General features: G+C 38.5%; 29 protein-coding genes. All 29 read left to right on the forward strand.

Going from position 1 to position 24,321, the window contains the following annotated elements; translation table 11 throughout:
- The first annotated feature begins 225 nt into the window (after positions 1-225).
- The 29 genes from flgB (at position 226) to V6C17_RS09900 (ending at position 24,319) form a co-directional block, all read left to right on the forward strand.
- Positions 226-639: a flagellar basal body rod protein FlgB gene (gene flgB / locus V6C17_RS09760; protein WP_333522380.1), complete on the forward strand. Its 414-nt coding sequence runs from the start codon at positions 226-228 to the stop codon at positions 637-639.
- A 2-nt stretch (positions 640-641) separates the two neighbouring features.
- On the forward strand, positions 642-1,076 hold the full coding sequence (gene flgC / locus V6C17_RS09765) for a flagellar basal body rod protein FlgC (protein ID WP_333522381.1): 435 nt from the start codon (positions 642-644) through the stop codon (positions 1,074-1,076).
- A 14-nt stretch (positions 1,077-1,090) separates the two neighbouring features.
- Positions 1,091-1,387 carry a flagellar hook-basal body complex protein FliE gene (gene fliE / locus V6C17_RS09770; protein ID WP_333522382.1) on the forward strand — a complete coding sequence of 99 codons (297 nt, stop codon included), beginning with the start codon at positions 1,091-1,093 and terminating at the stop codon, positions 1,385-1,387.
- A 35-nt stretch (positions 1,388-1,422) separates the two neighbouring features.
- A complete protein-coding gene (gene fliF / locus V6C17_RS09775) occupies positions 1,423-2,955 on the forward strand; it encodes a flagellar basal-body MS-ring/collar protein FliF (protein ID WP_333522383.1) in 1,533 nt (510 codons plus the stop codon).
- A 17-nt stretch (positions 2,956-2,972) separates the two neighbouring features.
- On the forward strand, positions 2,973-3,983 hold the full coding sequence (fliG, locus tag V6C17_RS09780; RefSeq protein ID WP_333522384.1) for a flagellar motor switch protein FliG: 1,011 nt from the start codon (positions 2,973-2,975) through the stop codon (positions 3,981-3,983).
- Entirely contained in the window at positions 3,976-4,713 is a 738-nt protein-coding gene (locus tag V6C17_RS09785; RefSeq protein WP_333522385.1) for a FliH/SctL family protein, read from the forward strand. Before fliG ends, V6C17_RS09785 begins: the two co-directional genes overlap by 8 nt.
- On the forward strand, positions 4,710-6,026 hold the full coding sequence (gene fliI / locus V6C17_RS09790) for a flagellar protein export ATPase FliI (RefSeq protein WP_333522386.1): 1,317 nt from the start codon (positions 4,710-4,712) through the stop codon (positions 6,024-6,026). Before V6C17_RS09785 ends, fliI begins: the two co-directional genes overlap by 4 nt.
- A 21-nt stretch (positions 6,027-6,047) precedes the next feature.
- Complete coding sequence (locus V6C17_RS09795) at positions 6,048-6,494, forward strand: flagellar export protein FliJ (RefSeq protein ID WP_333522387.1); 447 nt, start codon at positions 6,048-6,050, stop codon at positions 6,492-6,494.
- A 5-nt stretch (positions 6,495-6,499) separates the two neighbouring features.
- Positions 6,500-7,048, forward strand: a complete 549-nt coding sequence (locus V6C17_RS09800) for a lytic transglycosylase domain-containing protein (protein WP_333522388.1) — start codon at positions 6,500-6,502, stop codon at positions 7,046-7,048.
- Positions 7,049-7,068: 20 nt separating this feature from the next.
- Positions 7,069-7,671: a MotE family protein gene (locus V6C17_RS09805; RefSeq protein WP_333522389.1), complete on the forward strand. Its 603-nt coding sequence runs from the start codon at positions 7,069-7,071 to the stop codon at positions 7,669-7,671.
- A 41-nt stretch (positions 7,672-7,712) separates the two neighbouring features.
- Positions 7,713-9,134, forward strand: coding sequence for a flagellar hook-length control protein FliK (locus V6C17_RS09810; RefSeq protein WP_333522390.1), 1,422 nt, complete (start codon positions 7,713-7,715; stop codon positions 9,132-9,134).
- Between the two features lie 10 nt (positions 9,135-9,144).
- Entirely contained in the window at positions 9,145-9,765 is a 621-nt protein-coding gene (locus V6C17_RS09815) for a flagellar hook capping FlgD N-terminal domain-containing protein (RefSeq protein ID WP_333522391.1), read from the forward strand.
- Between the two features lie 23 nt (positions 9,766-9,788).
- A complete protein-coding gene (locus tag V6C17_RS09820; RefSeq protein WP_333522392.1) occupies positions 9,789-10,184 on the forward strand; it encodes a TIGR02530 family flagellar biosynthesis protein in 396 nt (131 codons plus the stop codon).
- Between the two features lie 90 nt (positions 10,185-10,274).
- Positions 10,275-11,510, forward strand: coding sequence for a flagellar hook protein FlgE (locus V6C17_RS09825; RefSeq protein WP_333522393.1), 1,236 nt, complete (start codon positions 10,275-10,277; stop codon positions 11,508-11,510).
- A gap of 47 nt (positions 11,511-11,557) precedes the next feature.
- Positions 11,558-11,752, forward strand: coding sequence for a flagellar FlbD family protein (locus tag V6C17_RS09830; protein ID WP_333522394.1), 195 nt, complete (start codon positions 11,558-11,560; stop codon positions 11,750-11,752).
- Positions 11,753-11,895: 143 nt separating this feature from the next.
- Positions 11,896-12,369, forward strand: coding sequence for a flagellar basal body-associated FliL family protein (locus V6C17_RS09835; protein WP_333522395.1), 474 nt, complete (start codon positions 11,896-11,898; stop codon positions 12,367-12,369).
- 58 nt (positions 12,370-12,427) lie between these two features.
- Positions 12,428-13,432 (forward strand): flagellar motor switch protein FliM, encoded by a 1,005-nt coding sequence (fliM, locus tag V6C17_RS09840; RefSeq protein ID WP_333522396.1) that lies wholly within the window; start codon positions 12,428-12,430, stop codon positions 13,430-13,432.
- The gene (fliY, locus tag V6C17_RS09845; RefSeq protein WP_333522397.1) at positions 13,425-14,543 is read left to right on the forward strand and encodes a flagellar motor switch phosphatase FliY; all 1,119 of its coding nucleotides are present in this window, start codon (positions 13,425-13,427) and stop codon (positions 14,541-14,543) included. Before fliM ends, fliY begins: the two co-directional genes overlap by 8 nt.
- A gap of 44 nt (positions 14,544-14,587) precedes the next feature.
- Positions 14,588-14,950, forward strand: coding sequence for a response regulator (locus V6C17_RS09850; RefSeq protein WP_333522398.1), 363 nt, complete (start codon positions 14,588-14,590; stop codon positions 14,948-14,950).
- Positions 14,951-14,952: 2 nt separating this feature from the next.
- The gene (gene fliO / locus V6C17_RS09855; RefSeq protein ID WP_333522399.1) at positions 14,953-15,510 is read left to right on the forward strand and encodes a flagellar biosynthetic protein FliO; all 558 of its coding nucleotides are present in this window, start codon (positions 14,953-14,955) and stop codon (positions 15,508-15,510) included.
- Between the two features lie 43 nt (positions 15,511-15,553).
- Complete coding sequence (fliP, locus tag V6C17_RS09860) at positions 15,554-16,279, forward strand: flagellar type III secretion system pore protein FliP (RefSeq protein WP_333522573.1); 726 nt, start codon at positions 15,554-15,556, stop codon at positions 16,277-16,279.
- Positions 16,280-16,290: 11 nt separating this feature from the next.
- Positions 16,291-16,560, forward strand: a complete 270-nt coding sequence (gene fliQ / locus V6C17_RS09865) for a flagellar biosynthesis protein FliQ (protein ID WP_333522400.1) — start codon at positions 16,291-16,293, stop codon at positions 16,558-16,560.
- A gap of 15 nt (positions 16,561-16,575) precedes the next feature.
- On the forward strand, positions 16,576-17,355 hold the full coding sequence (gene fliR, locus V6C17_RS09870) for a flagellar biosynthetic protein FliR (RefSeq protein WP_333522401.1): 780 nt from the start codon (positions 16,576-16,578) through the stop codon (positions 17,353-17,355).
- Positions 17,309-18,460, forward strand: a complete 1,152-nt coding sequence (gene flhB, locus V6C17_RS09875) for a flagellar biosynthesis protein FlhB (RefSeq protein ID WP_442891473.1) — start codon at positions 17,309-17,311, stop codon at positions 18,458-18,460. The genes fliR and flhB overlap by 47 nt, the downstream gene beginning before the upstream one ends.
- 33 nt (positions 18,461-18,493) lie before the next feature.
- A complete protein-coding gene (flhA, locus tag V6C17_RS09880; RefSeq protein ID WP_333522402.1) occupies positions 18,494-20,557 on the forward strand; it encodes a flagellar biosynthesis protein FlhA in 2,064 nt (687 codons plus the stop codon).
- On the forward strand, positions 20,558-21,673 hold the full coding sequence (flhF, locus tag V6C17_RS09885; protein WP_333522403.1) for a flagellar biosynthesis protein FlhF: 1,116 nt from the start codon (positions 20,558-20,560) through the stop codon (positions 21,671-21,673). It abuts the gene before it with no gap.
- Between the two features lies 1 nt (position 21,674).
- Positions 21,675-22,562, forward strand: a complete 888-nt coding sequence (locus V6C17_RS09890; protein ID WP_333522404.1) for a MinD/ParA family protein — start codon at positions 21,675-21,677, stop codon at positions 22,560-22,562.
- A gap of 24 nt (positions 22,563-22,586) precedes the next feature.
- A complete protein-coding gene (locus V6C17_RS09895) occupies positions 22,587-23,246 on the forward strand; it encodes a flagellar brake protein (RefSeq protein WP_333522405.1) in 660 nt (219 codons plus the stop codon).
- Between the two features lie 20 nt (positions 23,247-23,266).
- Positions 23,267-24,319: a protein-glutamate methylesterase/protein-glutamine glutaminase gene (locus tag V6C17_RS09900; protein ID WP_333522406.1), complete on the forward strand. Its 1,053-nt coding sequence runs from the start codon at positions 23,267-23,269 to the stop codon at positions 24,317-24,319.
- Positions 24,320-24,321: the final 2 nt, after the last annotated feature.

The following is a 24,321-nucleotide window of genomic DNA, read 5'->3' on the forward strand; positions in this document are numbered from 1 at the left end:
ATTTATTGTTTATATAATTAGGATTTGTCTATCGTTTTTTCATAAAGCTATATTCCTTAGTTATTTTCATATTAGTACTAAAGTCCTAGCTTATTAGTCGACTAGAACTATTTGTGTTATGAATTCGTTAAATTGTGAAAAATTAGAGGAATTTTATACGTTATGTAGAACTATGTTGAATGAACTCATTATAAGGAACGAGGGAATTTATCAGGAGGGGTTACAGTGTTAAAGTCGCTATTTTCTTCACCTCGTGCTTCAGTTTTAGAACAATCACTTGCTGCAGCTTCGCTCCGTCATAAAATAATTAGTAACAATATAGCTAATGTTAATACTCCGAATTTTAAAAAGAGCGAAGTAGTCTTTGAGAGTTTTTTGCAAAATGCTCTGAATGAAAACAAATTAGCTTTGGCGAATACTAATAATAAGCATATTTCCTTAAAGCAATCATTAGTTTCTTCAAAACCTCAGGTTAGTACGGTTACAAATACTACAATGCGGACAGACGGAAATAACGTGGACATCGATGTGGAAATGGCGGAACTTGCTAAGAACAACATTTACTATAACGCTGTGGCACAGCAACTAGGAAATTATTTTTCGGGTTTAAAATCTGTTATTAACGAAGGGAAACGTTAGTTATGGGCATGTTTGATGCAATTAATGCAGCCGCTTCGGGGTTATCAGCTGAACGTCTGCGCATGGATGTTATCTCAAATAATATTGCAAATGCAAATACAACTCGTACGGCGCAAGGCGGGGCTTACAGACGACAGTTGGTCATATTTGAACCTCGTTCAGGGCAAACGTCGTTTTCACAAATGCTTTCTCAGCACATGGATGCCGGTCTTGGAGTCAAAGCAGTAGGAATATCTAAAGATGACTCGCCGCTTAGAAAAGTGTATGAACCAAGTCATCCAGATGCAAATAAAGACGGTTATGTTGACATGCCAAATGTCAATATAGTTTCTGAAATGGTCGACATGATTACTGCTACTCGTTCTTATGAAGCAAATGTTACCGCTGTAAATGCTGCTAAGAATATGGCACTTAAAGCCCTTGAAATAGGTAGATAGTGAGGGAGAGATAGATGCGAATAGAACCTTTAAAGTTAGCTTCAATTAGTGTTGATAAGAACGTTAATTCGAAGACTTTGCCTAGCGGCGATGTGAATTTTAGGCAATTCTTAAGTGAAGCTATAAATAATGTTAATAATCTTCAGTTAAAAGCTGCAAAATCGTCTGTGGACTTAGCAGCTGGAAAAGTTGAAGATATATCCCAAGTAGTAGTCGCCACTGAAAAGGCCAGTATTGCTTTACAGTTGACTATGCAAGTGCGTAATAAAGCAGTAGAGGCGTATCAGGAAGTTATGCGCATGCAAGTGTAGAGCGATATTTGCTATAAAGTGAAAGGGTGGAGACGATGGCCGGTTGGAAAGAGCAGTCTCTGCGCTTTTGGCAAAATCTAGGCAAAAAGGAACGATCAATAATTGTCGGTTCTTCCGTTCTGGTATTCGTGGCAATTTTAGCCTGGAGTTACTGGTGGGGAGGCCGTCCTGATCTCGTTCCTTTATTTACTGGTATGGAAGCTAGAGACGCAGGCGAAGTGGCGGCAAAACTTAAGGAAGCGAAAATAACATTTGAGCCTCAGGAAACGGCAAATGGAACGGCTATCTTGGTTTCAGCCAAAGATGTCCATAGGGTCAGGTTAGAACTTGCAAGTCAAGGTTTACCGCGTGGGCATAAAGGGTTTGAAATTTTTGATCAAAATAAGTTTGGTGTTACTGAGTTTCAGAATAAAGTATATTTACTGCAAGCACTTCAAGGGGAATTAACTCGTACTATTGAGCAGATGACGGAAGTTGAAAAAGCTCGGGTTCATATTGTTTTGCCTGAGGACAGCTTATATAAAAAGAATGAAAAACCAGCAACCGCATCAATTATGCTGAAACTACGGCCTTCTGCCCAGCTAAATAAGCAGCAGATTAAAGGTGTAGTAAATCTGGTAGCTCACAGCGTTCAAGGTCTAAAGGCTGAGAATGTTACGATTGTAGATAGTTTAGGACGAATTCTTAATGAGTCTGATAGTGAAATGTCTGGAGCTATAACTCTGACGCAACTAGAGATGACAAAAAAGGTTCAAGATGATTTACAAAAGAACATTCAGTCATTACTAGATCAAGTTCTTGGAACTGGCAGAGCTGCAGCCCGTGTTAATGTGGAATTGAGTTTTGATCAGCGTACTTTGGATCGCCAGGTTTTTGAACCAGTAGTCGACGAAAAAGGAATAATTCGAAGTTCACAAGAGACTAATGAAAACTATACTGGAAATTCGTTATCGCCAGGCGGGGCTGCTGGAACGGCTTCAAATATTCCCGGATATGTAACTGGTAATAACTCGCAATCAAATTATGAGAAAAAAGACGTTACTAGAAATTATGAAATAAACGAGACAAAAGAAAAAGTGGTTTCCGCACCTGGATCTATCAAAAGGTTGACGGTAGCGGTGCTAGTTGATGCGAATATAACTAAAGTTCAACAGGATAGCCTTGCTAAAACGGTATCCTCAGCTATAGGCCTCAATGCTGCTCGTGGTGATGTAGTATCTATCGAGAGTATAGCGTTTAATACTGAAATGTTGGACAAACAGCAAAAAGAAGAGCAAGAGTTTGCTAAGCAGCAAAGTCAAGCTTTTTGGATCAAGGTTGGTTTAGCGGTTATTGCGATTATTGCAGTAATGTATCTTGTTCGTATTTATATGAGACGAAAAGAAGATGAAAAGGAACAGATGATTGCTGCAAACTCAATACAACCTGAACCTGTTGAGGCTAAAAGTAAAAAACTGTCGCAAGAGGAGCAAGAGCGCTCAACTGAACGCCAGGCAATCGAGAAGATGGCAAAGTCGAAGCCGGAGGATGTAGCGCAATTGATCAAAGTATGGCTGGCCGATGAATAAAGAGCTGTAGGTGGCGTATGTATCAATCAAATGAATTGACTAATAAACAAAAAGCTGCAATATTACTAATTTCTCTAGGCCCAGAGGCGTCTGCTCAGGTTTTTAAGCATTTGAGAGAAGATGAAATTGAAAAAATTACATTAGAAATTGCAAATCAGCGCAAGGTATCTCAAGAGCAGCGTGATAAGGTCATAAGTGAATTCCATCAAATGGCCATGGCTAAGGAATATTTGTCTTCAGGCGGATTGGATTATGCTCGAGAGGTTCTTGAAAAGGCACTCGGCTCAGAAAAAGCTGTTTCGATAATCAATAGGCTTACATCTAGTCTTCAAATTAGGCCTTTTGATTTTGCTCGAAAAACTGATCCAAGCCAACTGCTTAACTTTATACAAAATGAGCATCCGCAGACAATTGCATTAATTATGGCATATCTGCATCCTGATCAGTCAGCAGCAATCATCTCTGCTCTACCTCCCGATAGGCAGGTGGAAGTTGCTAAGCGTATAGCAACAATGGATCGTACTTCGCCTGATATTCTAAAAGATGTTGAGCGTATACTCGAGAGAAAGTTATCATCATTAGTAACACAAGACTTTACTGCTGCTGGTGGTGTGGAATCAATTGTTGAAGTACTTAATCGTGTTGACCGTACTACAGAGCGTACAATTATTGAGAATTTAGAAGTTCAAAATCCTGAACTCGCAGAAGAAATTAAACGCCGGATGTTTGTATTTGAAGATATTGTTATGCTGGATGACCGCTCTCTGCAGCTTGTTCTGCGGGAGATTGAATCTAAGGATCTTGCGTTGGCTCTTAAAGCGGCTTCGAGCGAAGTTGCTGGTAAAGTTTATAAAAATATGTCTAAACGGGCTTCCGAAATGCTTCGAGAGGAAATTGAGTATATGGGGCCAGTTAGAATTCGTGATGTAGAAGAAGCACAGCAAAAGGTTGTAAATGTTATAAGACGCCTCGAGGAATCAGGTGAAATTATAGTTTCACGTGGTAAAGGGGACGAGATAATTGTCTAAAATTTTAAAAAGCGTTTCAATGCGTGAGTCGCCCAGGATTATAAACAGTGGTACAATTGCAATCGAAACGAAAAGAAATAATGATGACTCTTGTGTTGAAGCGGAACGTCTTTTAAAAGAAGCACATGAACAAGCTAAAACTATTATTGCTGACGCTGAAAATCAGTCGGAAACAATAATTACTGATGCAAAAGCGGAACTTGAAGAATTAAGAAACCAGGCGCAAAATGCTGGTTTTGAACAAGGGTATAGCGATGGATACGTAAAAGGAAAAGAAGCTGCGTTGGCAGATTCTCTAAAGACTCTTCTCGAAGCGGTAGAGAAGAGTGAACAGATAATGTCAATGACAGATCAGGAAATGCGCGATAGTGTGTTGGATGCTGAGCGTCATATCCTGGAAATTGCACTTGCGGTAGCTAGGAAAATTTTGGTACGCGAAATTGACGAAAACCCAATGGTTGTTCTACCTATTGTCAAAAATGCTTTAGAGAAGGTTCGAGATCAGGATCAAATAGTAATTAAGGTTAATCCTGAGGACTACGATTTACTCCTTCAAGCACGGCGCGATCTACAAGTCATTGTTGGCAGAGAACATTCCTTAACTATTGCTAATGATCAAACTATTGAAATAGGAAGTTGTATAATAGAAAGTTCTAATGGTACTGTTGATGCGAGGATAAGCACGCAGTTCGAAGTGCTTGCAAAAACATTACAGGAAGTTACGCAATGATAATATTTGACAGCAATAAGTATTTAAATGCAATTAAACAGACTGAATCTATTAAAATGAATGGTAAAATAACTCAGATAATAGGTTTAGTTATAGAATCCCAAGGTCCAAGTGTGAATTTGGGAGAGTTATGCTATGTATGCCCTCGTACTTCGGATAGCGCCCCTATACCTGCAGAGGTTGTCGGTTTTAGGCAGAATAGAGTTTTATTAATGCCGATTGGTGAAATGCATGGGATCGGTCCAGGGTGTGAAGTTATATCTGCACAGCGTACTTTGAAGGTTACAGTAGGGAGACAACTTCTTGGGAGAATATTAGACGGGTTAGGAAATCCAATTGATGGCAAAGGACCGCTTTTGCCATCAATTCAATATCCTTTAACAACACAGCCTCCTCATCCTCTTTCTAGGAGACGTATCTCAGAGAAATTGTCCGTAGGTGTAAGAGCTATCGATGGAGTACTTACTATGGGACGAGGGCAGCGTGTTGGTATTATGGCTGGTAGCGGTGTTGGGAAAAGTACTCTTCTAGGTATGATTGCAAGAAATACCGAGGCTGACATTAGTGTTATTGCTTTAATTGGTGAGCGTGGTCGTGAAGTGCGTGAATTCGTTGAACGTGACCTTGGTGAAGAAGGATTAAAACGTTCTGTAGTAGTTGTTGCAACATCCGACCAGCCCGCACTTGTCCGCATTAAGGGGGCTATGACGGCTACTGCAATTGCTGAATATTTTAGAGATCAAGGCTCAGATGTAATTTTAATGATGGACTCAGTAACCCGTTTTGCCATGGCACAGCGGGAAGTGGGACTTACTGTAGGTGAGCCACCAGCAACACGTGGATACACACCTTCTGTATTTGCAATGTTGCCCAAATTGTTAGAACGTGCAGGGACAGGCGAACGTGGATCGATAACTGGTATTTATACTGTGCTAGTTGATGGTGATGACATGAACGAGCCAATCGCTGACTCAGTTCGTAGTATATTGGATGGGCATATCGTATTGTCTCGTAATATTGCCGCTCAAAATCATTACCCTGCAATTGATATTCTAAATAGCGTTAGTAGGGTTATGCTAGAAATTGTTGAAAAAGATCATTATCAGGCTGCTCAAAAGCTAAGGTCTTCTTTAGCGGCCTATCGTGAAGCTGAGGATCTTATAAATATTGGTGCCTACGTATCAGGAAGCAATCAGGATATTGATCGTGCAATAAGTGTGATTGATGAAATTAAGAAATTTTTACGGCAAGATGTTTACGAAGTTAATTGCCTGAACGAGACTATTAATAAACTAATTGGATTAGTATCCTAATATTTAATTGAGGTGCACTTCATGAAAAAATTCAAGTTTCGTTTAGACACCTTACTGAAAGTTCGAAGTATGCATAAAGAACAAGCACAAACTAATTTTGCTGCTGCAGAAAACAAACTTCTTGCTGCTAAAGCATTGTTAGATAATATAGAAAAACGTTTGGCTGAAAGCATGAAGACGTTTCGAGATGCTCAAAGTCAAATTATCTGTATCGAAGTTATTAAATCATATAATTGCTATTTTTCGAAAACAAAAGACGAAATTGCATTGCAGGTAGAACGCGTCAAAGTGGCTGAATTAGAGAAACTTCAAGCGTTAAGGTCTCTGGATGAGGCATTGAAAAATTTAAAAGTAATTGAAGAACTTCACAGTAAAAGGCTAGGACAATTTAATGCAGAACTACTACGTGAGGAACAGCAATATTTAGATGATTTGGGCATGCAGCTGTACGTAAGACAGGTAAGGTGATTTTAATGAGTGGGATTAATAGTGTTGTACAACGTATTAATAACATCGAGCAGCGTTTTGCAAAGCTTACACCTAAAGCTAATGGCAGTTTTAGTGAAGCATTGAATAATGCTGTGCAAAATGCGGGAATTAACTCAAATGAAGCCAAGCAATTGATTTCAAAGTCAAAACCATCGGAAATCATCGATTTACTCCGTAAATCTGCTAAGAAGCATGGAGTAGACCCTAAGTTGGTTAATGCAATTGCTGAAAATGAGTCCGGATATAATCAAAATGTGGTATCTTCGGCTGGTGCAGTAGGTGTCATGCAATTGATGCCTGATACAGCCAGCTATTTGGGTGTAACTAATATACATGATGCTAGTGCAAACATTGATGGTGGCGTTAAATACCTAAAAGAACTTTTAGGTACTTTTAATGGGGATGTTGTAAAAGCTGTGGCTGCTTATAATGCCGGACCACAAACAGTAATAAAGTATAATGGTATACCGCCATACGCTGAGACCCAAAATTATGTTGGTAAAGTAATGCAGCAATATCGTAATTCGCAGTAACAGAAGGCAGGAGTAATTATATGGCTCAAAATATAAAAAAAGATACTAAACCTGCAAATATTGAAAAACCATCTGGTAATGTATCAAAGATTGTTGCTGTATTATTAGTTTTAGTTATGCTTGGAGGAGCAGGTTTTGCATTAGGAATATATTTGAAGTTTATTGATATCCAGGATATTGGGGATAAGTGGAAGCTTTATGATAAGCCAGTTATCGGTAAGTATTTTGAGAGACCAAAAACGAATTTTGAAACAGTCGATATTGATGACACTAAAACTAATACAGATAAACCTCAGGTGAATAAATCTCCGCAAGAGGTTTTACCTCAGGCTCAGTCTCAAATTAATTCCATAAGTAAACTTGATACAACAGAGCGGGATAAATTAGCTAAAGAAAAACAGCAAGAAGAAGCAAAGAAAATAAGTAAATTGGCACGATTATATAGTTCAATGAAGCCAACTGAGGCTGCTAATATTCTAAATCAGCTAGATGACCCAACGGTTTTAGCAATACTAAACAAAATGGAAGAAGATCAGGCTGCGAAAATTCTATCTTCACTAGATAGTAAGAGATCTGCAAGACTAACTGAGTTAATACTCAAAGGTCAAGCAGTAAGCAATTAACAAAACTTGTTATAAGTGGTATAGGAAAGGGGGTGAATTAAATGACAGAATCGTTAATTTTAGTTAATAATCAACAAAGCAAATCTACGTATAAAAACAAGCCAAATACTAGTCTAGATAAAGAGAAGTCTAAGGAATTTACTAAAGTAATGTCTGAAGTATCTTATGAAAAATCAGACTTAAAAGACAAGGCAAACCTCCAGGAACCGTCCAGTCAAAGTGGATTGTCCGAACGTGAAACACAGAGCACGAATTCAGATCAGGTAGTAATAATGCCCTTTATTGCTCCATTTGTCGCGATGCCTTCGATTTCTAGTAATGTTATACAAGTACAAGTGCCTGCTCAAGAAATTTCGAATTCGGTAGTCATAGATGATAATAGTAAACTATCTAATATTCTTGCTTCTGATATAATAAGTAACACTTCTGTGGAAACTGATCAGTTCTTAGTGAGTGAGCAGCTAATCACGTCAGGTAAAGAGCCGAATGTTGCGAAAGTTATAAATCCTAGTGCTGATTCTTTAGTGAAACCGTTGATTGACGACAGTGATGGAGCCAAACCAGAAAAAAATGCTGCAATTACTACCGTTATAAGAGATTCACTAAAAAATAGCAGCGCTTTAGCAGAAGACGTTACTGATTTAGGTATTGACTCAGCTTCTAACAAAAATGACGATGTTAATGGTGTAAGTGTTTTAAATGTAACTACAGGGCAAAAAAATACACATAAACCGGTCAATGAAGGATCTGAAGTTGAGGTTGCTGCAGCTTTATCTAATGTAACGCTCGACAAACAAAGTCCTGTAAGTATTGAAAAACGAGTGGATACCTTACTTAAATCTAGCTTAAATCTAAATTCTGAGGGTAAGTCATACCAGGAGAATGGCATTAGTCCTAAAATCGACTCAATAGAAAAAAACGATTTTTCAAGTAATGTTCTCCAACGGGAAACTGCTAATATTGATAGTATTAATAAATTACAGCAACCTGCCGTTCAGTCAGACCTGGGTACCGTAAAGCAAAGTGATACTCCTAAGGTAAATGACACACACAACATAGCCGAGCAGATAATCGAAAAAGCACGGCTTGTTAGAGGAACTCAAGAAACAGAAATGATAATTAAATTAAAACCCGAACATCTGGGCGAATTAACCTTGAAGGTTTCGGTAGATAAGGGACTAATCAGTGCAAGCTTCCATTCAGATAATGCTGAAGTTAGAAGTGTGATTGAGTCATCTTTAGTCCAATTGAAACAAGAAATGACAAATCAAGGGTTGAAGGTAGATAATGTAGGGGTTTATTCGGGATTAGGGCAGTTTTTATCTAATGGACAACGAGAAGCACCAAAGCAGCCTGTGGTGAAATTCAATAATAAGAAGATTGCAGAAGAAGCCTTTGAAGATTCCGAATCGACTATTAAATCTCAGCTTAGAGTAGATACAGGTGTTGATTACCGAATATAGGAGGGATAGAATGTCAACCGTTAATGGTACATCGAACGTTAACACTTCAGCAACTAACCAAGGAACACGCAAAGCAAATGATGAAATGGGAAAAGATGAATTTTTACAATTACTAGTAACACAGCTCCGCTATCAAGATCCAATGAACCCAATGGAAGATAAAGAATTTATTTCCCAAATGGCACAGTTTTCCAGTCTAGAGCAAATGCAGAATATGAATTCAAACCTTCTTACAACTCAAGCCAGTGGCATGATTGGTAATAGAGTTAAGTGGAATGACTCTAGTACTTATGCAGAAAAAACGGGAGTAGTAGGCGGCGTAAGTGTTATAAATGGTCAACCAAAACTAGTCGTGTACTCTGATGTTACAATTGCTAATGGTAAGTTGCAATCTGATGAGAGTCTTATGGGTAAAACTGTTAAATGGCTCGATAGTGACAGCAAAGAACACACAGGGGTTGTGACTAATATCCAAAATGATGAGGGCAAACAAAAACTCGTTATTGATGAAAAAATAGCGTCAAAGGCTGACCCGGTTGAAGTTACTGTAGAGCTGACTAAGGTTAAAAGTCTGGCGGTGGAGAATCGTCTTGATCTTTCGGCAATTACCGATGTTGGGCTGCATATATAGATTTTTGATAAGGATGGGGTGTTATGAGTAGTGATAATCGAATTTACTTTCAACAAGTAATTCACATTCCCCATAATCCGGGCGGTACAACGATTAAACCACGGCAATCGTCTTACACTGAAGCGGATAATAAGGGGATATTTAAAGAAGCTCTCCAAAAAGAATTAGGTGTAAAATTTTCACAGCACGCTTTGCAGCGTATGAATAGTCGAAACATAAAACTTAGTGAGGCTGATGTAGCAAAATTAAATAACGCTGTTGACAAGGCGGCACAAAAAGGTGCTAAGGAATCGCTTGTATTGATGGATAATTTGGCATTGGTTGTCAGTGTGAAGAATAAGACAGTAATTACTGCGATAGATGGAACAAGTATGAAAGATAATGTGTTTACAAATATCGATAGTGCAGTAATTATTTAGGGCTGGACCTCTTGAGGAAGCCCTGGCTGCTGAATGATTGAAGCAGCTAATTAGCTAGTAAAATTGAAATTTATAGGAGGTCGTTTTATTATGATGCGTTCATTATTTGCCGGAATTTCCGGTTTGCGTAATCATCAGACTCGTATGGATGTTATTGGTAACAACATTGCTAACGTAAATACTGTTGGCTTTAAAGCTAGCAGAGTAAACTTTCAGGATATGCTTAACCAAACTATCCAGGGTGCTTCTAGTGGACAAGGCAACCTAGGTGGTACTAATCCAATGCAGGTTGGTCTTGGTATGGGGTTAGCAAGTATTGATACACTTTTCACTGATGGTAGCACTCAACCAACTGGAAAACAGACAGACTTAGCTATTTCAGGATCAGGTTTTTTTGTCTTATCAGATGGTATGAACCAAATTTATACCCGCTCTGGCGCTTTTGATTTTGATAACCAGGGTAATTTCCTTGTGCCGGGAAGCGGTTACAAAGTTATGGGCTGGAAAGGCACTGAGGGGAATATTGATACTAATCAGCCGGTAACGCCGATTCAAATACCGGTGGGCAGTTCAATGGCGGCTAAACCGTCTACTTCTATTACATATGCTAATAACTTGTCAGGTGATGCCGCTACCGGAACTACCGTGCCTGCCTCTATTACTGTATATGACAGTAAAGGTAATACACATAAAATCGCAGGGGTATTTACGAAAACTGCTACGGCAAATCAATGGACGTTTTCATCAGGAACGCAAACCGCCGATACCCCGCCAATTACGATTACCGGGGGAACATATACAATTAACTTTAATACAGATGGTAGTTTTGATAGTGCAACGCCAGCTACAGCGTTTACATTTGATCCTGCAGGGGCAGCTACGGTTTCTGTTACACCCAATTTCACCGGTCTTACTCAGTACGGTGGAGAATCAACTGCCCAGGCAGTTGATAGAGATGGGTATGCAGCAGGAACTTTAGAACAGACTACAATTGATGGTACTGGTACTATTATCGGTAAATTCAGTAACGGGCAAACTCAAAAACTAGCTCAAGTGTGCCTGTCGACCTTCAATAATCCAGCTGGTTTAACTAAAGTTGGCGATAATATGTATATCAAGTCAAACAACTCGGGTGAACCACAAGTAGGACCTTCTGGTTCTGGAGGCAGGGGAGGCTTCAATCCTGGATCACTTGAGATGTCAAATGTTGATTTAGCTCAAGAATTCAGTAATATGATTATTACTCAGCGTGGATTCCAGGCAAATTCCAAAATAATTACTGTAACTGATGAAATGCTTCAAGATTTAGCTAATCTTAAACGTTAATCTAATAGGGGGGGACTCCCCCCTATACTTAAGTTGGAGGGCGTAATATGATAAGACTTACTAGATTAAAATGCGACGACGATTTTGTGCTTAATGCAGAGATTATTGAGACAATTGAAGAAACTCCAGACACAGTTATAACCCTGACTTCAGGCAAAAAGCTAATTGTAGAAGAATCGATGGATGAAGTTGTAAGACGTGTTATGGATTATAGAAGAGCTATTTTCCGCAACTTTCGCTAGATAATAACATGGTTCTTTTAATATTAGGAAAGTATGTGTGATCTTGCTGTACAGGCATAATTTGGAATATAGCAATGGATTAGTATTACTATAAAGTAATTTAGTTACTAAACTATAGTTGTTCTGGAATGGAGGTGTAGAAGTTGGCAGAAGGTGAAAAGAAGTTTTCTTTAATGCTAATAGTTGGGATGATTGTTTTTGGACTTTTGTTGGCTGGAGGAGTTTCTTATTATATAGCGACAAAAATTGTTGCTGACAAAGCTACTGATAAAAAGACCACACAGCATGAGCCTGGCGTGTTTATTAAACTAGGCGATGCAAAGGATGGATTAATATTAAATATTGGCGGTGTTAACAGCGGGCGCTTCTTAAAAATCGGTATTATTGTAGAGTTAAAACCTGACAAGAATGATCCTCCGAAGGAAGGGAAAATGCCTTCACCTACGGAAATTAAAGTTTTAGATACTGTTGTTCAATTACTGAGATCACAGAAAGTAGAAGACTTTGATCCTGGTAAACAGGAGCAGCTCAAAGAAATCATTAAGAATGAAGTTAACAAGGCACTTGGTCAAGAGAGAGTATATGAGGTATACATTACCAACTTTGTCTTGCAGTAGTATTATAGATTAGCTATAACAAAAGATATATAATAAAGGTGTGGAAGGAGGGGGAATTTTGTCAGGGTCTGATGTAATGTCGCAGTCGGAAATTGATGACCTATTATCAGCATTGTCAACAGGTGTTGTATCAGCGGAAGATATTAAGGTAGAACACAAACAGCGTAAAATAAAAGTATATGATTTTAAACGCCCTGATAAGTTTTCTAAAGACCAAATTCGCACTCTGAATATGCTGCATGAGAATTTTGCTCGTCTTTTGAACACCTACCTCTCGGCACATCTAAGGGCGCTTGTTCACATAAATGTAGCTTCGGTAGATCAGCTAACTTATGAGGAATTTATACGGTCATTACCAAACCCAAGTGTTATTGGGATTTTTAATATGCGTCCACTAAAGGGCAATGTCATTTTGGAACTTAACCCTAATATAGTTTTTTCAATAATAGACAGATTGTTTGGGGGACCTGGATTACCACCGGCTAAAACCCGGGCTTTGACTGATATCGAAGAGGCTATAACTAGAAGAGTGATGAATAAAGCTCTAGAGAGTTTCCAAGAGGCATGGAAACAAGTTGTTGCGATTGAACCGAGGTTAGAAGCAATTGAAACTAACCCTCAATTTACACAAATTGTACCACCTAATGATATGGTCGTAATAATTACTCTACAAACTAAGATAGGTCAAGTAGAGGGATTAATTAATATTTGCATACCATACTTGGTCTTAGAACCTATAATGTCGAAACTTACAACAACTTTTTGGGTGGCTTCTTCGGTTTCAAAGCAAGAGCATCCAGAACATATTAGTGCTTTGCAGCGAAAGTTGGAAAGGACTTTAATACCAATGGTAGTAGAGCTTGGACAAATCACCGTAAAGGTTAACGAGTTGCTGGATTTAGCTGTCGGTGATGTTTTGCAGCTGGAAACCAAAGTTGGAAGTGACTTAAGCGTAATAATTGGTCATAGAGAAAAATTTCGCTGTAAACCTGGAGTTTCGGGGAAAAAGGTTGCGGTACAGATATCGCAAATTGTTATGGAAGGAGATGACAGTGATGAGTGACGGGTTTCTTTCACAAGACGAAATTGATGCCCTATTACGCGGAGAGCCAGCTGCGCCGTCTTCTTCTGTACCTAGTATTTCGGACATGGAGAAAGATGCTTTAGGCGAAATAGGTAATATTTCGATGGGAAGTGCAGCCACAACACTTTCAGTTTTACTAGGGCGGCGTGTTTCTATAACTACTCCAAGAGTGTCTGTTTCTACGTTAAAAGAGATACAGGGTCAATATCCATTACCGTACTTAGTTATTGAAGTCGGTTATACACATGGGATTGTAGGGACGAATTTACTTGCTATGCGTGAGCAAGATGCCTTAATTATAGCTGATCTTATGATGGGAGGAGATGGGACAAACCCTCCAACCCAGCTAAATGAACTTTATATGAGTGCTGTTGGGGAAGCCATGAACCAAATGATGGGTTCGGTAGCTACTTCAATGTCTACTATTTTTAGAAAAAAAATCGACATTTCTCCGCCTAATGTGAATATTGTAGATTTTGCGACAGATTCGGCAATTACCAATTCAGTACCGATAAATGATCATATTGTAAAAGTTGCTTTTAGGATGGAAGTTGAAGATTTAATTGATAGTGAAATAATGCAAATACTTCCGCTTGATATATCTAAAGATATGGTGGAGAATTTATTCACCGCTGTTCAAGAACCACCTGCAGTTGCCCAGTCTCCTAAAGCTAGTGCGGCTCCTCCTAAGGCTGCCGAACAGCCAAGTACAGCTTATGCTCAGCAGGCTGCTGTTGCTGCGGTTCCAATGCAAAAGAGAGCTCAGCAAAATGTTGCGGTGCAGCCAGTTCAATTTGCTCCATTAGCACCTAACACAATACCAGTTGCTGATACCAATATTAACTTAATATTAGATGTGCCGCTTCAGGTAACTGTTGAGTTGGGGCGGACAAAAAAGCTTATTCGTGAGATTTTAGAACTTGCACCCGGGTCGGTAGTAGAACTTGATAAGCTTGCTGGGGAGTCCGTAGATGTTTTAGTTAACGGTAAGCTAATTGCAAAAGGTGAAGTTGTTGTTATTGATGAGAATTTTGGTGTCAGAATAACAGATATTATAAGTCCTTTAGAACGTGCAAGTACTTTACAGTAGTACTCTAGAAAATGCTCAATGAAGAATTTAAGGAGAGATGAAAAATGGCAATTAAGGTTATGGTTGTTGATGATGCTGCTTTCATGAGAATGATGATTAAAGATATACTTACAAAAAACGGTTATGAAGTTGTTGGTGAAGCGGAAAACGGTCTGAAAGCAGTAGAAAAGTACCAAGAATTAAAGCCAGACCTTACAACTATGGATATTACAATGCCGGAAATGGATGGTATTGCTGCAGTCAAGGAAATTAAAAAGATCGACCCTGCCGCAAAGGTCATAATGTGTAGTGCTATGGGACAGCAGGCAATGGTTATTGAAGCAATTCAGTCTGGTGCCCGTGATTTTATTGTAAAGCCATTTCAGCCAGACCGAGTATTAGAGGCTGTACGAAAAGCAGTCGGTTAATAATGGGAATTATTAATAAGCGTATCTTGCCAATATGTATTCTAGTATGCGTGCTATTGGCTTCGTCTCAAGTCGGTGCCCAAGAAGCTCAAGGAGAGTATCTAAAATACCAGGAGCCGCAAGCGCCGACTAGTGCATCGTGGATGTCCACCATTTCTTATGTTTTTTCGTTGATTGTGACTTTTGCACTGGTCATTGGCTTAGCCTACTTTACGTCAAAATTTATTGGACAAAAGCTAGGAAGCCAGTCTTTTGGTGAATCTAGTAAAGTTATTACTACTTTGTCTCTTGGGACAAACCGAGCGGTATATGTTGTAGAAATCGCCGGCAAATGTATGGTTCTTGGGGTAACTGATCATAATATTACACTTCTTCAAGAGATAACAGATGAAGCTGAAATTGAAAAACTGCGTGTACAGAAAGTCGACAGAGCAGATCAAGAACAGTTTAGTAACATCTTCCAAAGCCATCTTGCTTCTTTGCACCAAATAACGCAAAAGCTCCCTTCTATTGGCAGCAATAATAGAACCAAGCAAGACAATGAGAATGAGAAGAGGTAAAGCTGTGTTTAAACAACGCTATGTTGTTTTGAGTATCATAGTGATGCTGTTAATTATAAGTATGCCTGAAACTATTAAGGCCGCTCCAATAATGCCGATACCTAGTTTCAACGTTGGGGTTGAATCGGCAAACGATCCAAAGGACGTTGCGCTTAGCTTACAAATATTATTCACCCTGACGATTTTATCGTTAGCGCCATCAATATTGATTATGATGACATCATTTATTCGTATAATCGTGGTTTTGTCTTTTTTGAGAAGTGCGTTGGCTACTCAACAGATGCCGCCGAACCAAGTTTTAATTGGATTAGCACTTTTTTTGACATTTTTCATTATGTCGCCATATCTTGAGCAGGCCAACACTAATGGTCTTCAACCTTATTTAAATGGTGCTATTTCACAGGATGCGGCTATTACAGAAAGTTTAAAGCCAATGCGCGAGTTTATGTTCAAGCAAACAAGGGAAAATGATTTAGCTTTATTTGTAAATATTTCAGAGGCATCACGACCAAACTCGCCTGATGATGTTCCTACAACAACACTTATTCCTGCGTTTGTTATAAGTGAGCTGAAAACGGCCTTTCAAATTGGTTTCATGATTTATATCCCTTTTATTGTAATAGATATGGTTGTAGCCAGCACACTGATGTCAATGGGGATGATGATGGTTCCACCGGTAATGATTTCACTGCCATTTAAGATATTGCTTTTTATTCTAGTAGATGGCTGGCATCTAATCATTAAGTCATTGGTAACCAGTTTTAATTAAGGGGGATAATGATGTCCGGTGATTTTGCTGTACAGGTTGGGCGCGATGCTTTAACTATGGTTATGCTGGTTGCTGCACCAATGCTTGGGTTAGGGCTGCTAGTCGGTATTTTAGTTAGTATTTTTCAGGCTACTACTCAGATACAAGAACAAACCTTGGCTTTTATACCAAAGATAATTGCAGTTTTTGTTGCTATTTTAGTATTTGGTCCTTGGATGCTTAGTTTGCTGGTTGACTATACGCGCAATATTTTTGTTAGTTTGCCTAATATTATTCGCTAGCAAAGGTGGTTTGTTTTGGATTTATTCACAATTATACAAAGCTCACTAGGAGTATTTCTACTTATATTTGTACGTATAAGTGGGATATTCATAGTAACCCCTATCTTCGGCAGTCGTAATATACCAGTATATATAAAGGCAGGATTAGCATTAGCTATTTCGATGATTTTATTCCCAATTGTGTCTCAAACGAATGTAGTCCTTCCTGAAAACGTTCTACTATTTACCTTTATGATGATAAGTGAATTGATGGTAGGATGGATTATTGGTTATGCTAGTTCATTTGTTTTTTCGGCCGTTCATATGGCTGGTCAACTCCTTGATACTCAGGTTGGATTTGGTATAGTTAATGTTTTTGATCCTCAGTCAGGCCAACAAGTTCCCCTTATCGGCAATTTTAAATATATCTTAGCTCTTATAGTTTTTCTTATAACTAACAGTCATCATTTATTGTTAATTGCTTTATTTAATAGTTTCAAAATAATTCCTATTACTGGAGTAGTATTCAATACCGCCCTAACAGGAATTATTGTGGATATGGTGTGGGGCATATTTTCTATTGCTTTAAAAATAAGCCTGCCCGTGCTGGTGTCACTACTGTTAACTGATATAGCATTAGGAATACTGGCTCGCACAATGCCGCAAATGAATATTTTTGTAGTTGGTGTGCCGGGCAAAATAATTGTCGGCATTTTTGTTCTATCCTTGGCCTTACCTTTTTACATTCTATTTTTGGAAGTGGCATTTAATGGCATGTTTACTAACATATACAAATTGCTTGAAAACTTCAAATGATTTACTACAACTAATGCATGCAACCAAATTGCCTGCATTTAATCTACAGTTGTTTAGTGGTGAAAAGACAGAAGATGCTACGCCAAAGCGTAAGGCAGATGCCCGAAAAAAGGGGCAGGTGGCAAAGAGTGTCGAAGTTAATTCTGCGATAGGAATTATGGCGGCCTTTTTAGCTTTAAAAGTTATTGGAAGTTTTATTTACGATGAATTAGCAAATTATATGAGGTTTATTTATTCTAATTTTTCCTATCAAGATTTTACGCTTAATACAGTTAGCGAGATATTTCTAAACTTTGGAATTGTTTTTTTAAAAGCCTCATTACCAATAATGCTTGTAATATTAGTTACCTCTGTATTTATTAACTTTCTGCAAGTTGGTATTAACTTTTCATTTGAACCTTTAATGCCCCAGTTAGAAAGAATAAATCCATTATCCGGCTTTAAGCGGATTTTTTCAAAAAGGTCCTTAGTTGAACTATTCAAAGCTATTTTCAAAATAATCATAGTTAGCTATTTCGTTTACAATTTCATGATAGAGCAAGCCGGACGGTTACCAAATTTAATTGGTGCTGACCTGTCTGATTCACTAAAACTGATAACAGGGCTTTTATTGACACTAGTTTTTCAAATTAGCGGAGTAATGCTCGTGATGGCTGCTTTAGACTTTTTTTATCAACATTGGGAACATAACCAGAGTTTAAAGATGAGTAAGCAGGAAGTTAAAGAAGAATATAAGCAAACTGAAGGTAATCCTCAAATCAAAGGAAAGATAAAGGAACGTCAACGAGCAATGGCAATGAGTCGTATGATGCATGAAGTTCCCAAGGCAGATGTAATCGTTACAAATCCTACACACTTTGCTGTTGCCCTAAAATATGACAACACCATGGCAGCGCCTATGATAATTGCTAAAGGACAAGACCTTTTAGCTAAGCGCATTAGAGAAATTGCTAAAGAACATAGTGTAACTATCGTCGAGAATAAGCCTCTAGCTCGTGCTTTGTATAGTAACTCCGAAGTCGGCGACATAGTTCCGCCAGAACTATACAAATCAGTAGCAGAAGTATTGGCTTATGTCTACAGACTAAAAAAGAAATTATCGTAATTTATTGTTCTCTATTAGAAAGGGCGAGTAATCATGGCTACACAGTCAACGCCATTTGGTGTATTAAAAAAATATAGTGATATTCTCATAGCTGTAGCGATAATTACCATCGTTATTATGATGATTATCCCGCTCCCTACGTTTTTGCTGGATCTTTTATTATCGTTAAATATAACGTTTGCATTAATTATTGTAATGGTTGCTATTTATAATGTAGAGCCATTGCAGTTTTCTATATTTCCCTCACTACTTCTTATAACTACTTTGTTTCGTTTGGCTCTTAATGTTTCATCGACGCGGCTAATTCTAATTGATGGCTATGCCGGTGAGGTAATCATGGCCTTTGGTAATTTCGTAGTTGGCGGTAATGCAGTTGTAGGTTTTATCGTATTCGTTATTTTGATTATCATACAATTTATTGTTATTACTAAGGGTGCTGAGCGTGTAGCTGAGGTTGCTGCTCGTTTTACCTTAGATGCTATGCCTGGAAAGCAAATGAGTATTGATGCGGATTTGAATTCTGGTGCTATTTCTGATAGTGAAGCGCGGGATCGCCGTAAAAAAATTCAGCGTGAAGCAGACTTCTATGGCGCTATGGATGGTGCAAGTAAGTTCGTTAAGGGCGACGCTATTGCTGCAATTATTATAATTATTATTAATATTGTTGGCGGTTTCTTTATAGGCATGGTGCAAAGAAATCTCGATGCTTTACATGCACTTCAGAGCTATACTTTACTGACTGTTGGTGAAGGTCTGGTTAATCAAATACCTGCCTTATTAATATCTACTGCGACAGGTATAGTAGTTACGAGAGCTGCTTCAGATTCTAATCTTGGACAGGATATTGCGTCGCAGATTTTTAATAATCCACGAGTTTTCTTCATTGCTGCTGGGGTCTTAGTTCTTTTATCATTAGTGCCCGGTCTTCCTGGCATTCCGTTTTTTGTACTAGGAGCTATTTCTTTAGCCATTGGCTATAATCTTCATAAATCGGATCAGGACAAAGCACAATCAGAGATTTCTCAAATGGAGCAGCAAGAAAACGAAGAAGTACGAAAACCAGAAAACATCGTCTCTTTACTTCAGGTAGATCCTATGGAACTGGAAATTGGTTATAGCTTAATCCCTTTGGTAGACGCAGGTCAAGGTGGAGATTTACTTGATAGAATTGTTATGATTCGACGTCAGTGCGCTTTAGAAATGGGGTTAATTGTTCCTACCATTAGAATTCGTGATAATATTCAGTTGAAACCTAACTCATATATGATAAAGCTCAAAGGAATAGAAATAGCTAAGGGAGAATTATTACTTGATCACTATCTAGCAATGAACTCAGGCAATGTAATGGAAGAAATTAAAGGAATTGATACTGTAGAACCTGCCTTTGGACTTCCGGCCTTATGGATTCAGGATGGTGCTAGGGAACAGGCTGAATTGGCAGGATACACGGTTGTCGATCCTGTTTCAGTACTCGCAACACATTTGACCGAAATCATAAAAGCCCACGCGGCAGAAATTTTAGGTCGTCAAGAAACACAGAATCTAGTAGAAAGCGTCAAACAGAATTCCCCAGCAGTTGTTGATGAACTAGTCCCAAATTTGGTGTCCATAGGAGATGTTCAAAAAGTGCTGGCTGGACTGTTAAGAGAACGTATTTCTATTAGAGACATGGTTACGATTTTAGAAACTTTAGCGGATTATGCAACCTTAACTAAAGACCCTGAAATACTAGGTGAATATGTTCGTCATGCTTTATCACGGCAAATCTCACGACAGTATGTACAAAATAATATTTTGACTTGCATAACAATTGAACCGCAATTAGAAAATACAATATCTGCATCTGTTCAGCGTACCGAGCATGGTTCATATGTTGCGCTTGAGCCTGCCGTTATGCAGAATATGATCAATAGTTTAAACAGCGAAATTCCTAAATTAACTAATCTTGGCTATCAACCAGTAGTACTTACAAGCCCTGCTGTTAGGCTTTATTTTCGTAAGTTGACTGAACGTGCTGCGCCTTCTTTAGTCGTCTTATCCTACGCCGAACTAGAATCAAAAGCTGAGGTGCAGGCTTTAGGGATGGTGAGAATATAATTGAAAGTTAAAGTATTTACAACCAGTTCTATGCAGGACGCAATGAATCAGGTTAAAAATGAGTTGGGTCGTGATGCTGTTATTTTGCACACACGACGCTTCAAAAAAGGTGGTCTATTCGGCTTCTTTGGAAAAGAGATGGTCGAGGTTATGGCTGCAGTAGACTCTCCTCCAATAGCAGCCGCATTGACAACAGAAAAAAAGCAAACAGTTGCGGCGAAGAATATTGATCATAACTTATGGGAAGAACCTGATCATAATTCCTTAGTTATGCAACATGAACTTGCTAATATGCGTAAAATGCTTGAACAAGTGCTGCATAAGATTCCTCAGAGTAAGTGCAAAAACTCACATCTGCTCGACCTTCTAGTTAGAAATGATGTTGAAGTTAAAATTGCCGAGAATTTATTAAAAGGTATCCCTGATATTGAAGAAGTTGGCGATGATTCTAACTCTGTAGCAAGGAGAATGCTTTTAGACCGCTTGACTAGTTATTTACATCGAATAGAAGGTATCGAAGTTTCTTCATCTGGGTGTAAGACTGTTGCGTTTATAGGCCCGACTGGGGTTGGCAAAACAACTACTATTGCAAAATTGGCAGCTCAGTTTTCAATAAAAGAGGGTTATAAGGTTGCGATGATTACAGCTGATACTTATCGTATATCGGCTGTGGAGCAATTAAAAACATATTCGGATATAATTGGAGTTCCGATTGAAATAGTTTATACACCAGACGAATTAAAGGATGCTCTTTATCGTCACCAGGACAAAAATCTTATTTTAATTGACACAGCAGGACGTAGTCCCAGAAACCACTATCAAATAGCCGAATTACAAGCTTTTTTGGAAGTAGATGCTAGTATAGAAAAACATCTGGTTTTAAGTACTTCTACAAAATACAAAGATGCTTTAGATATAGTACGTAAGTTTTCCGTTTGTGCTCCACAAAAGATTATTTTTACTAAAGTTGATGAGGCAAGTAATATAGGTACGATAATTAATCTCTTGTATCAATTTCCTACTACTCTTTCGTATATTACTACTGGCCAAAATGTACCTGATGATATTGAACTTTCAAATCCTCAAAAAATTGCTAATATGGTCTTGAGGGATTAATATGGCTGATCAAGCTGAGAAGTTACGACAATTAGTGCAGAAAAGTAAAGTGGGCGAGGCAGCGATAATTACTAAGCCTGCAAATAAAGCACGTGTAATTACTGTGACAAGTGGTAAAGGGGGAGTAGGAAAAACAAATTTCACTGTAAATTTGGCTATTTCCTTAGCAAAATTAGGACAGAAGGTCTTGATTATAGATGCTGATTTAGGAACCGCAAACGTCGATGTAGTTTTAGGCCGTACTTCAAAATATAACTTATTAAACATTCTAGAAGATGGTCTAGCAATAAATGAAGCCGTTTCTGAAGGACCTTATGGCATAAAATATTTATCTGGCGGTTCAGGAATTCACCACTTGGCAAATTTAACGGATTCACAATTATTTAGCATAATAAGCCAGATTTCTTTATTCGATGATTGGGCCGATACTATTTTAATTGATACAGGTGCTGGATTAAATCGTAACGTATTGAATTTTGTTATTGCTGCCGACGAGGTTATCATTATTACTACACCGGAGCCTACTGCAATAACTGATGCATATGCAATGATGAAAGCTTACATCAATAATAACGGAACTTCTCCGCTTAAATTAGTTGTGAATAGGGTTATAGAAGTTGGTGAAGGCGAGATGGTAACCGATAAACTAGTTAAAGCTGCTTTCCGCTTTCTAGGACTTTCTGTAATAGGTATAGGATTCATATACGAAGATCGAAACCTTATAAAAGCCGTTAAGAATCAAAAACCATTATTGTTAGCTTTTCCTGATACGTTAGCATCAAAGTGTATTAATAATATAGCGCAAAACATACTGTTCGGAAATTATGCAGTTCCACCTCGTGGAATTAAAGGTTTTTTCAGTAGAGTGTTTGATTTTTGGAGACAGTAACAACCTTTTAGGCAGGAGGTACATGTGAATAAGTCAGAACAAATTAAGCCAGAAGATATTATCAAGCCTAACCAAAGATTAGAAATAATACTAGCCTCTGTTCCTGAGGAAAAGTTAACAAGCCGTATCGAAGAAGTCAACGAAAAGAGTATGGTAATTGCAATGCCAATGAGTAAAGGATACCCGATATTACTTAGTAGTGGAAGTAAGTTTTTTGTTCGTATGGTTTCCAATAATGCTTCCTACCAATTTACTTGTATTTTTATTGACAAGCAATTACGCCCATTGCCTATTTGGATAGTTTCGCTTCCTAACGAAATTAAAAAGATTCAGCAGCGTGCTTTTGTTAGGATTGATACAATGCTACCAGTTGAATGGCAATGTGCTGAATCTGAGGACTCAGAGACTACTAAGACAATTACCAAAGATATCAGTGGTGGCGGTGCTAGACTCATCAGTAAGCAGCCCATACGTCTTGGAACAAAGCTTAAAATACATATTAACTTACCCGATTTAGAACAGCTTCAATTAAATTGTGAAGTAGTTAGAGTAGAAAAACCACAGTCTGATTTGCCAGTATTTTGGGTAGGTACTAAATTTATAGATACGCCAGAGAGTGTTCGAAGTAAAATTATCAAATTCATATTTAAAAAGCAACTCGAATTGCGACAGAAAGGTTTATAGGTGGAAGATGAGGTGGCGTAATGATAAGAATTCTTATTGTTGATGACTCGGCATTCATGAGAAAAATGCTGACTGACGTATTTACAGGTCAGGATGGCTTTTTAGTGATAGATACAGCTCGTAATGGCAAAGATGCCATTGATAAAGTAAAGAGGCTAAAGCCTGATCTTGTAACCATGGACGTCGAGATGCCGATTATGGATGGTATGCAGGCTCTTGAGGTAATAATGCAAGATTTCCCGACGCCGGTTGTTATGGTTAGTAGTTTGACGCAAGCTGGAGCTGACGCTACAATTCGAGCCTTAGCGTTAGGGGCGGTTGATTTTGTAGCCAAAGCAGCCGGTCCAATTTCTAGTGTGGCTGCTATAAGCGAGGAATTAATAGTTAAATGCCGATCTGCTGTACGTGCAAATGTGACAAGACTGGCTCTACCAATATCTAAAACAGTAGTTTCTCCTGTTCCGCTAAAAACATCCGTAAAAACTGTACCTATATTCAGCAACGAAAGAGTAATTGCAATAGGAACTTCTACTGGCGGCCCTCGTGCATTGCAAGAAATTATTACCAAGCTACCAGGAAATTTACCTTGCGGCGTAGTAATAGTTCAACATATGCCTCCCGGTTTTACAAAATCCTTGGCAGATCGACTAAATTCAATATCATCATTAACAATAAAAGAAGCAGAGAACAATGATGTAATTCGCCCGGGACTAGTGCTTATAGCGCCAGGTGACTATCATATGACAGTTGAAACTGATGGCAATAAGAGGTTAATAAAGTTAAACCAAAGTCCTCCTCTAGCTGGTCATCGTCCTGCAGTTGATCCGCTTTTCGAATCAGTAGCTAAGACTTACGGTAGTAATGCAACCGGAGTAATACTTACTGGAATGGGACATGATGGGGCGAAAGGAATGCAAGCGATTAAACAACAACATGGGTTTACTATAGCCGAAGATCAGTCGACTGCTGTAGTTTTTGGTATGCCAAAGTCTGCAATTGAGCTAGGAGTGATTGATAAAATTGCTCCAATTAACAACATAGCGTCTGAAATAGTCAAATCTGTTACCAAATAAGA

It is taken from the genome of Dendrosporobacter sp. 1207_IL3150, assembly GCF_036763085.1.
Taxonomy (GTDB): Bacteria; Bacillota; Negativicutes; order DSM-1736; family Dendrosporobacteraceae; genus JBAIYU01.

Excerpts from the sequence above, each read along its gene's own strand:
- flgC (WP_333522381.1), top strand. The coding sequence starts at position 642 with ATGGGCATGTTTGATGCAATTAATGCAGCCGCTTCGGGGTTATCAGCT.
- fliE (WP_333522382.1), top strand. The coding sequence starts at position 1,091 with ATGCGAATAGAACCTTTAAAGTTAGCTTCAATTAGTGTTGATAAGAAC.
- fliF (WP_333522383.1), top strand. The coding sequence starts at position 1,423 with ATGGCCGGTTGGAAAGAGCAGTCTCTGCGCTTTTGGCAAAATCTAGGC.
- fliG (WP_333522384.1), top strand. The coding sequence starts at position 2,973 with ATGTATCAATCAAATGAATTGACTAATAAACAAAAAGCTGCAATATTA.
- fliI (WP_333522386.1), top strand. The coding sequence starts at position 4,710 with ATGATAATATTTGACAGCAATAAGTATTTAAATGCAATTAAACAGACT.
- V6C17_RS09795 (WP_333522387.1), top strand. The coding sequence starts at position 6,048 with ATGAAAAAATTCAAGTTTCGTTTAGACACCTTACTGAAAGTTCGAAGT.
- V6C17_RS09800 (WP_333522388.1), top strand. The coding sequence starts at position 6,500 with ATGAGTGGGATTAATAGTGTTGTACAACGTATTAATAACATCGAGCAG.
- V6C17_RS09805 (WP_333522389.1), top strand. The coding sequence starts at position 7,069 with ATGGCTCAAAATATAAAAAAAGATACTAAACCTGCAAATATTGAAAAA.
- V6C17_RS09810 (WP_333522390.1), top strand. The coding sequence starts at position 7,713 with ATGACAGAATCGTTAATTTTAGTTAATAATCAACAAAGCAAATCTACG.
- V6C17_RS09815 (WP_333522391.1), top strand. The coding sequence starts at position 9,145 with ATGTCAACCGTTAATGGTACATCGAACGTTAACACTTCAGCAACTAAC.
- V6C17_RS09820 (WP_333522392.1), top strand. The coding sequence starts at position 9,789 with ATGAGTAGTGATAATCGAATTTACTTTCAACAAGTAATTCACATTCCC.
- V6C17_RS09825 (WP_333522393.1), top strand. The coding sequence starts at position 10,275 with ATGATGCGTTCATTATTTGCCGGAATTTCCGGTTTGCGTAATCATCAG.
- V6C17_RS09830 (WP_333522394.1), top strand. The coding sequence starts at position 11,558 with ATGATAAGACTTACTAGATTAAAATGCGACGACGATTTTGTGCTTAAT.
- fliY (WP_333522397.1), top strand. The coding sequence starts at position 13,425 with ATGAGTGACGGGTTTCTTTCACAAGACGAAATTGATGCCCTATTACGC.
- V6C17_RS09850 (WP_333522398.1), top strand. The coding sequence starts at position 14,588 with ATGGCAATTAAGGTTATGGTTGTTGATGATGCTGCTTTCATGAGAATG.
- fliO (WP_333522399.1), top strand. The coding sequence starts at position 14,953 with ATGGGAATTATTAATAAGCGTATCTTGCCAATATGTATTCTAGTATGC.
- fliP (WP_333522573.1), top strand. The coding sequence starts at position 15,554 with ATGCTGTTAATTATAAGTATGCCTGAAACTATTAAGGCCGCTCCAATA.
- fliQ (WP_333522400.1), top strand. The coding sequence starts at position 16,291 with ATGTCCGGTGATTTTGCTGTACAGGTTGGGCGCGATGCTTTAACTATG.
- flhB (WP_442891473.1), top strand. The coding sequence starts at position 17,309 with ATGGCATGTTTACTAACATATACAAATTGCTTGAAAACTTCAAATGAT.
- flhA (WP_333522402.1), top strand. The coding sequence starts at position 18,494 with ATGGCTACACAGTCAACGCCATTTGGTGTATTAAAAAAATATAGTGAT.
- V6C17_RS09890 (WP_333522404.1), top strand. The coding sequence starts at position 21,675 with ATGGCTGATCAAGCTGAGAAGTTACGACAATTAGTGCAGAAAAGTAAA.
- V6C17_RS09900 (WP_333522406.1), top strand. The coding sequence starts at position 23,267 with ATGATAAGAATTCTTATTGTTGATGACTCGGCATTCATGAGAAAAATG.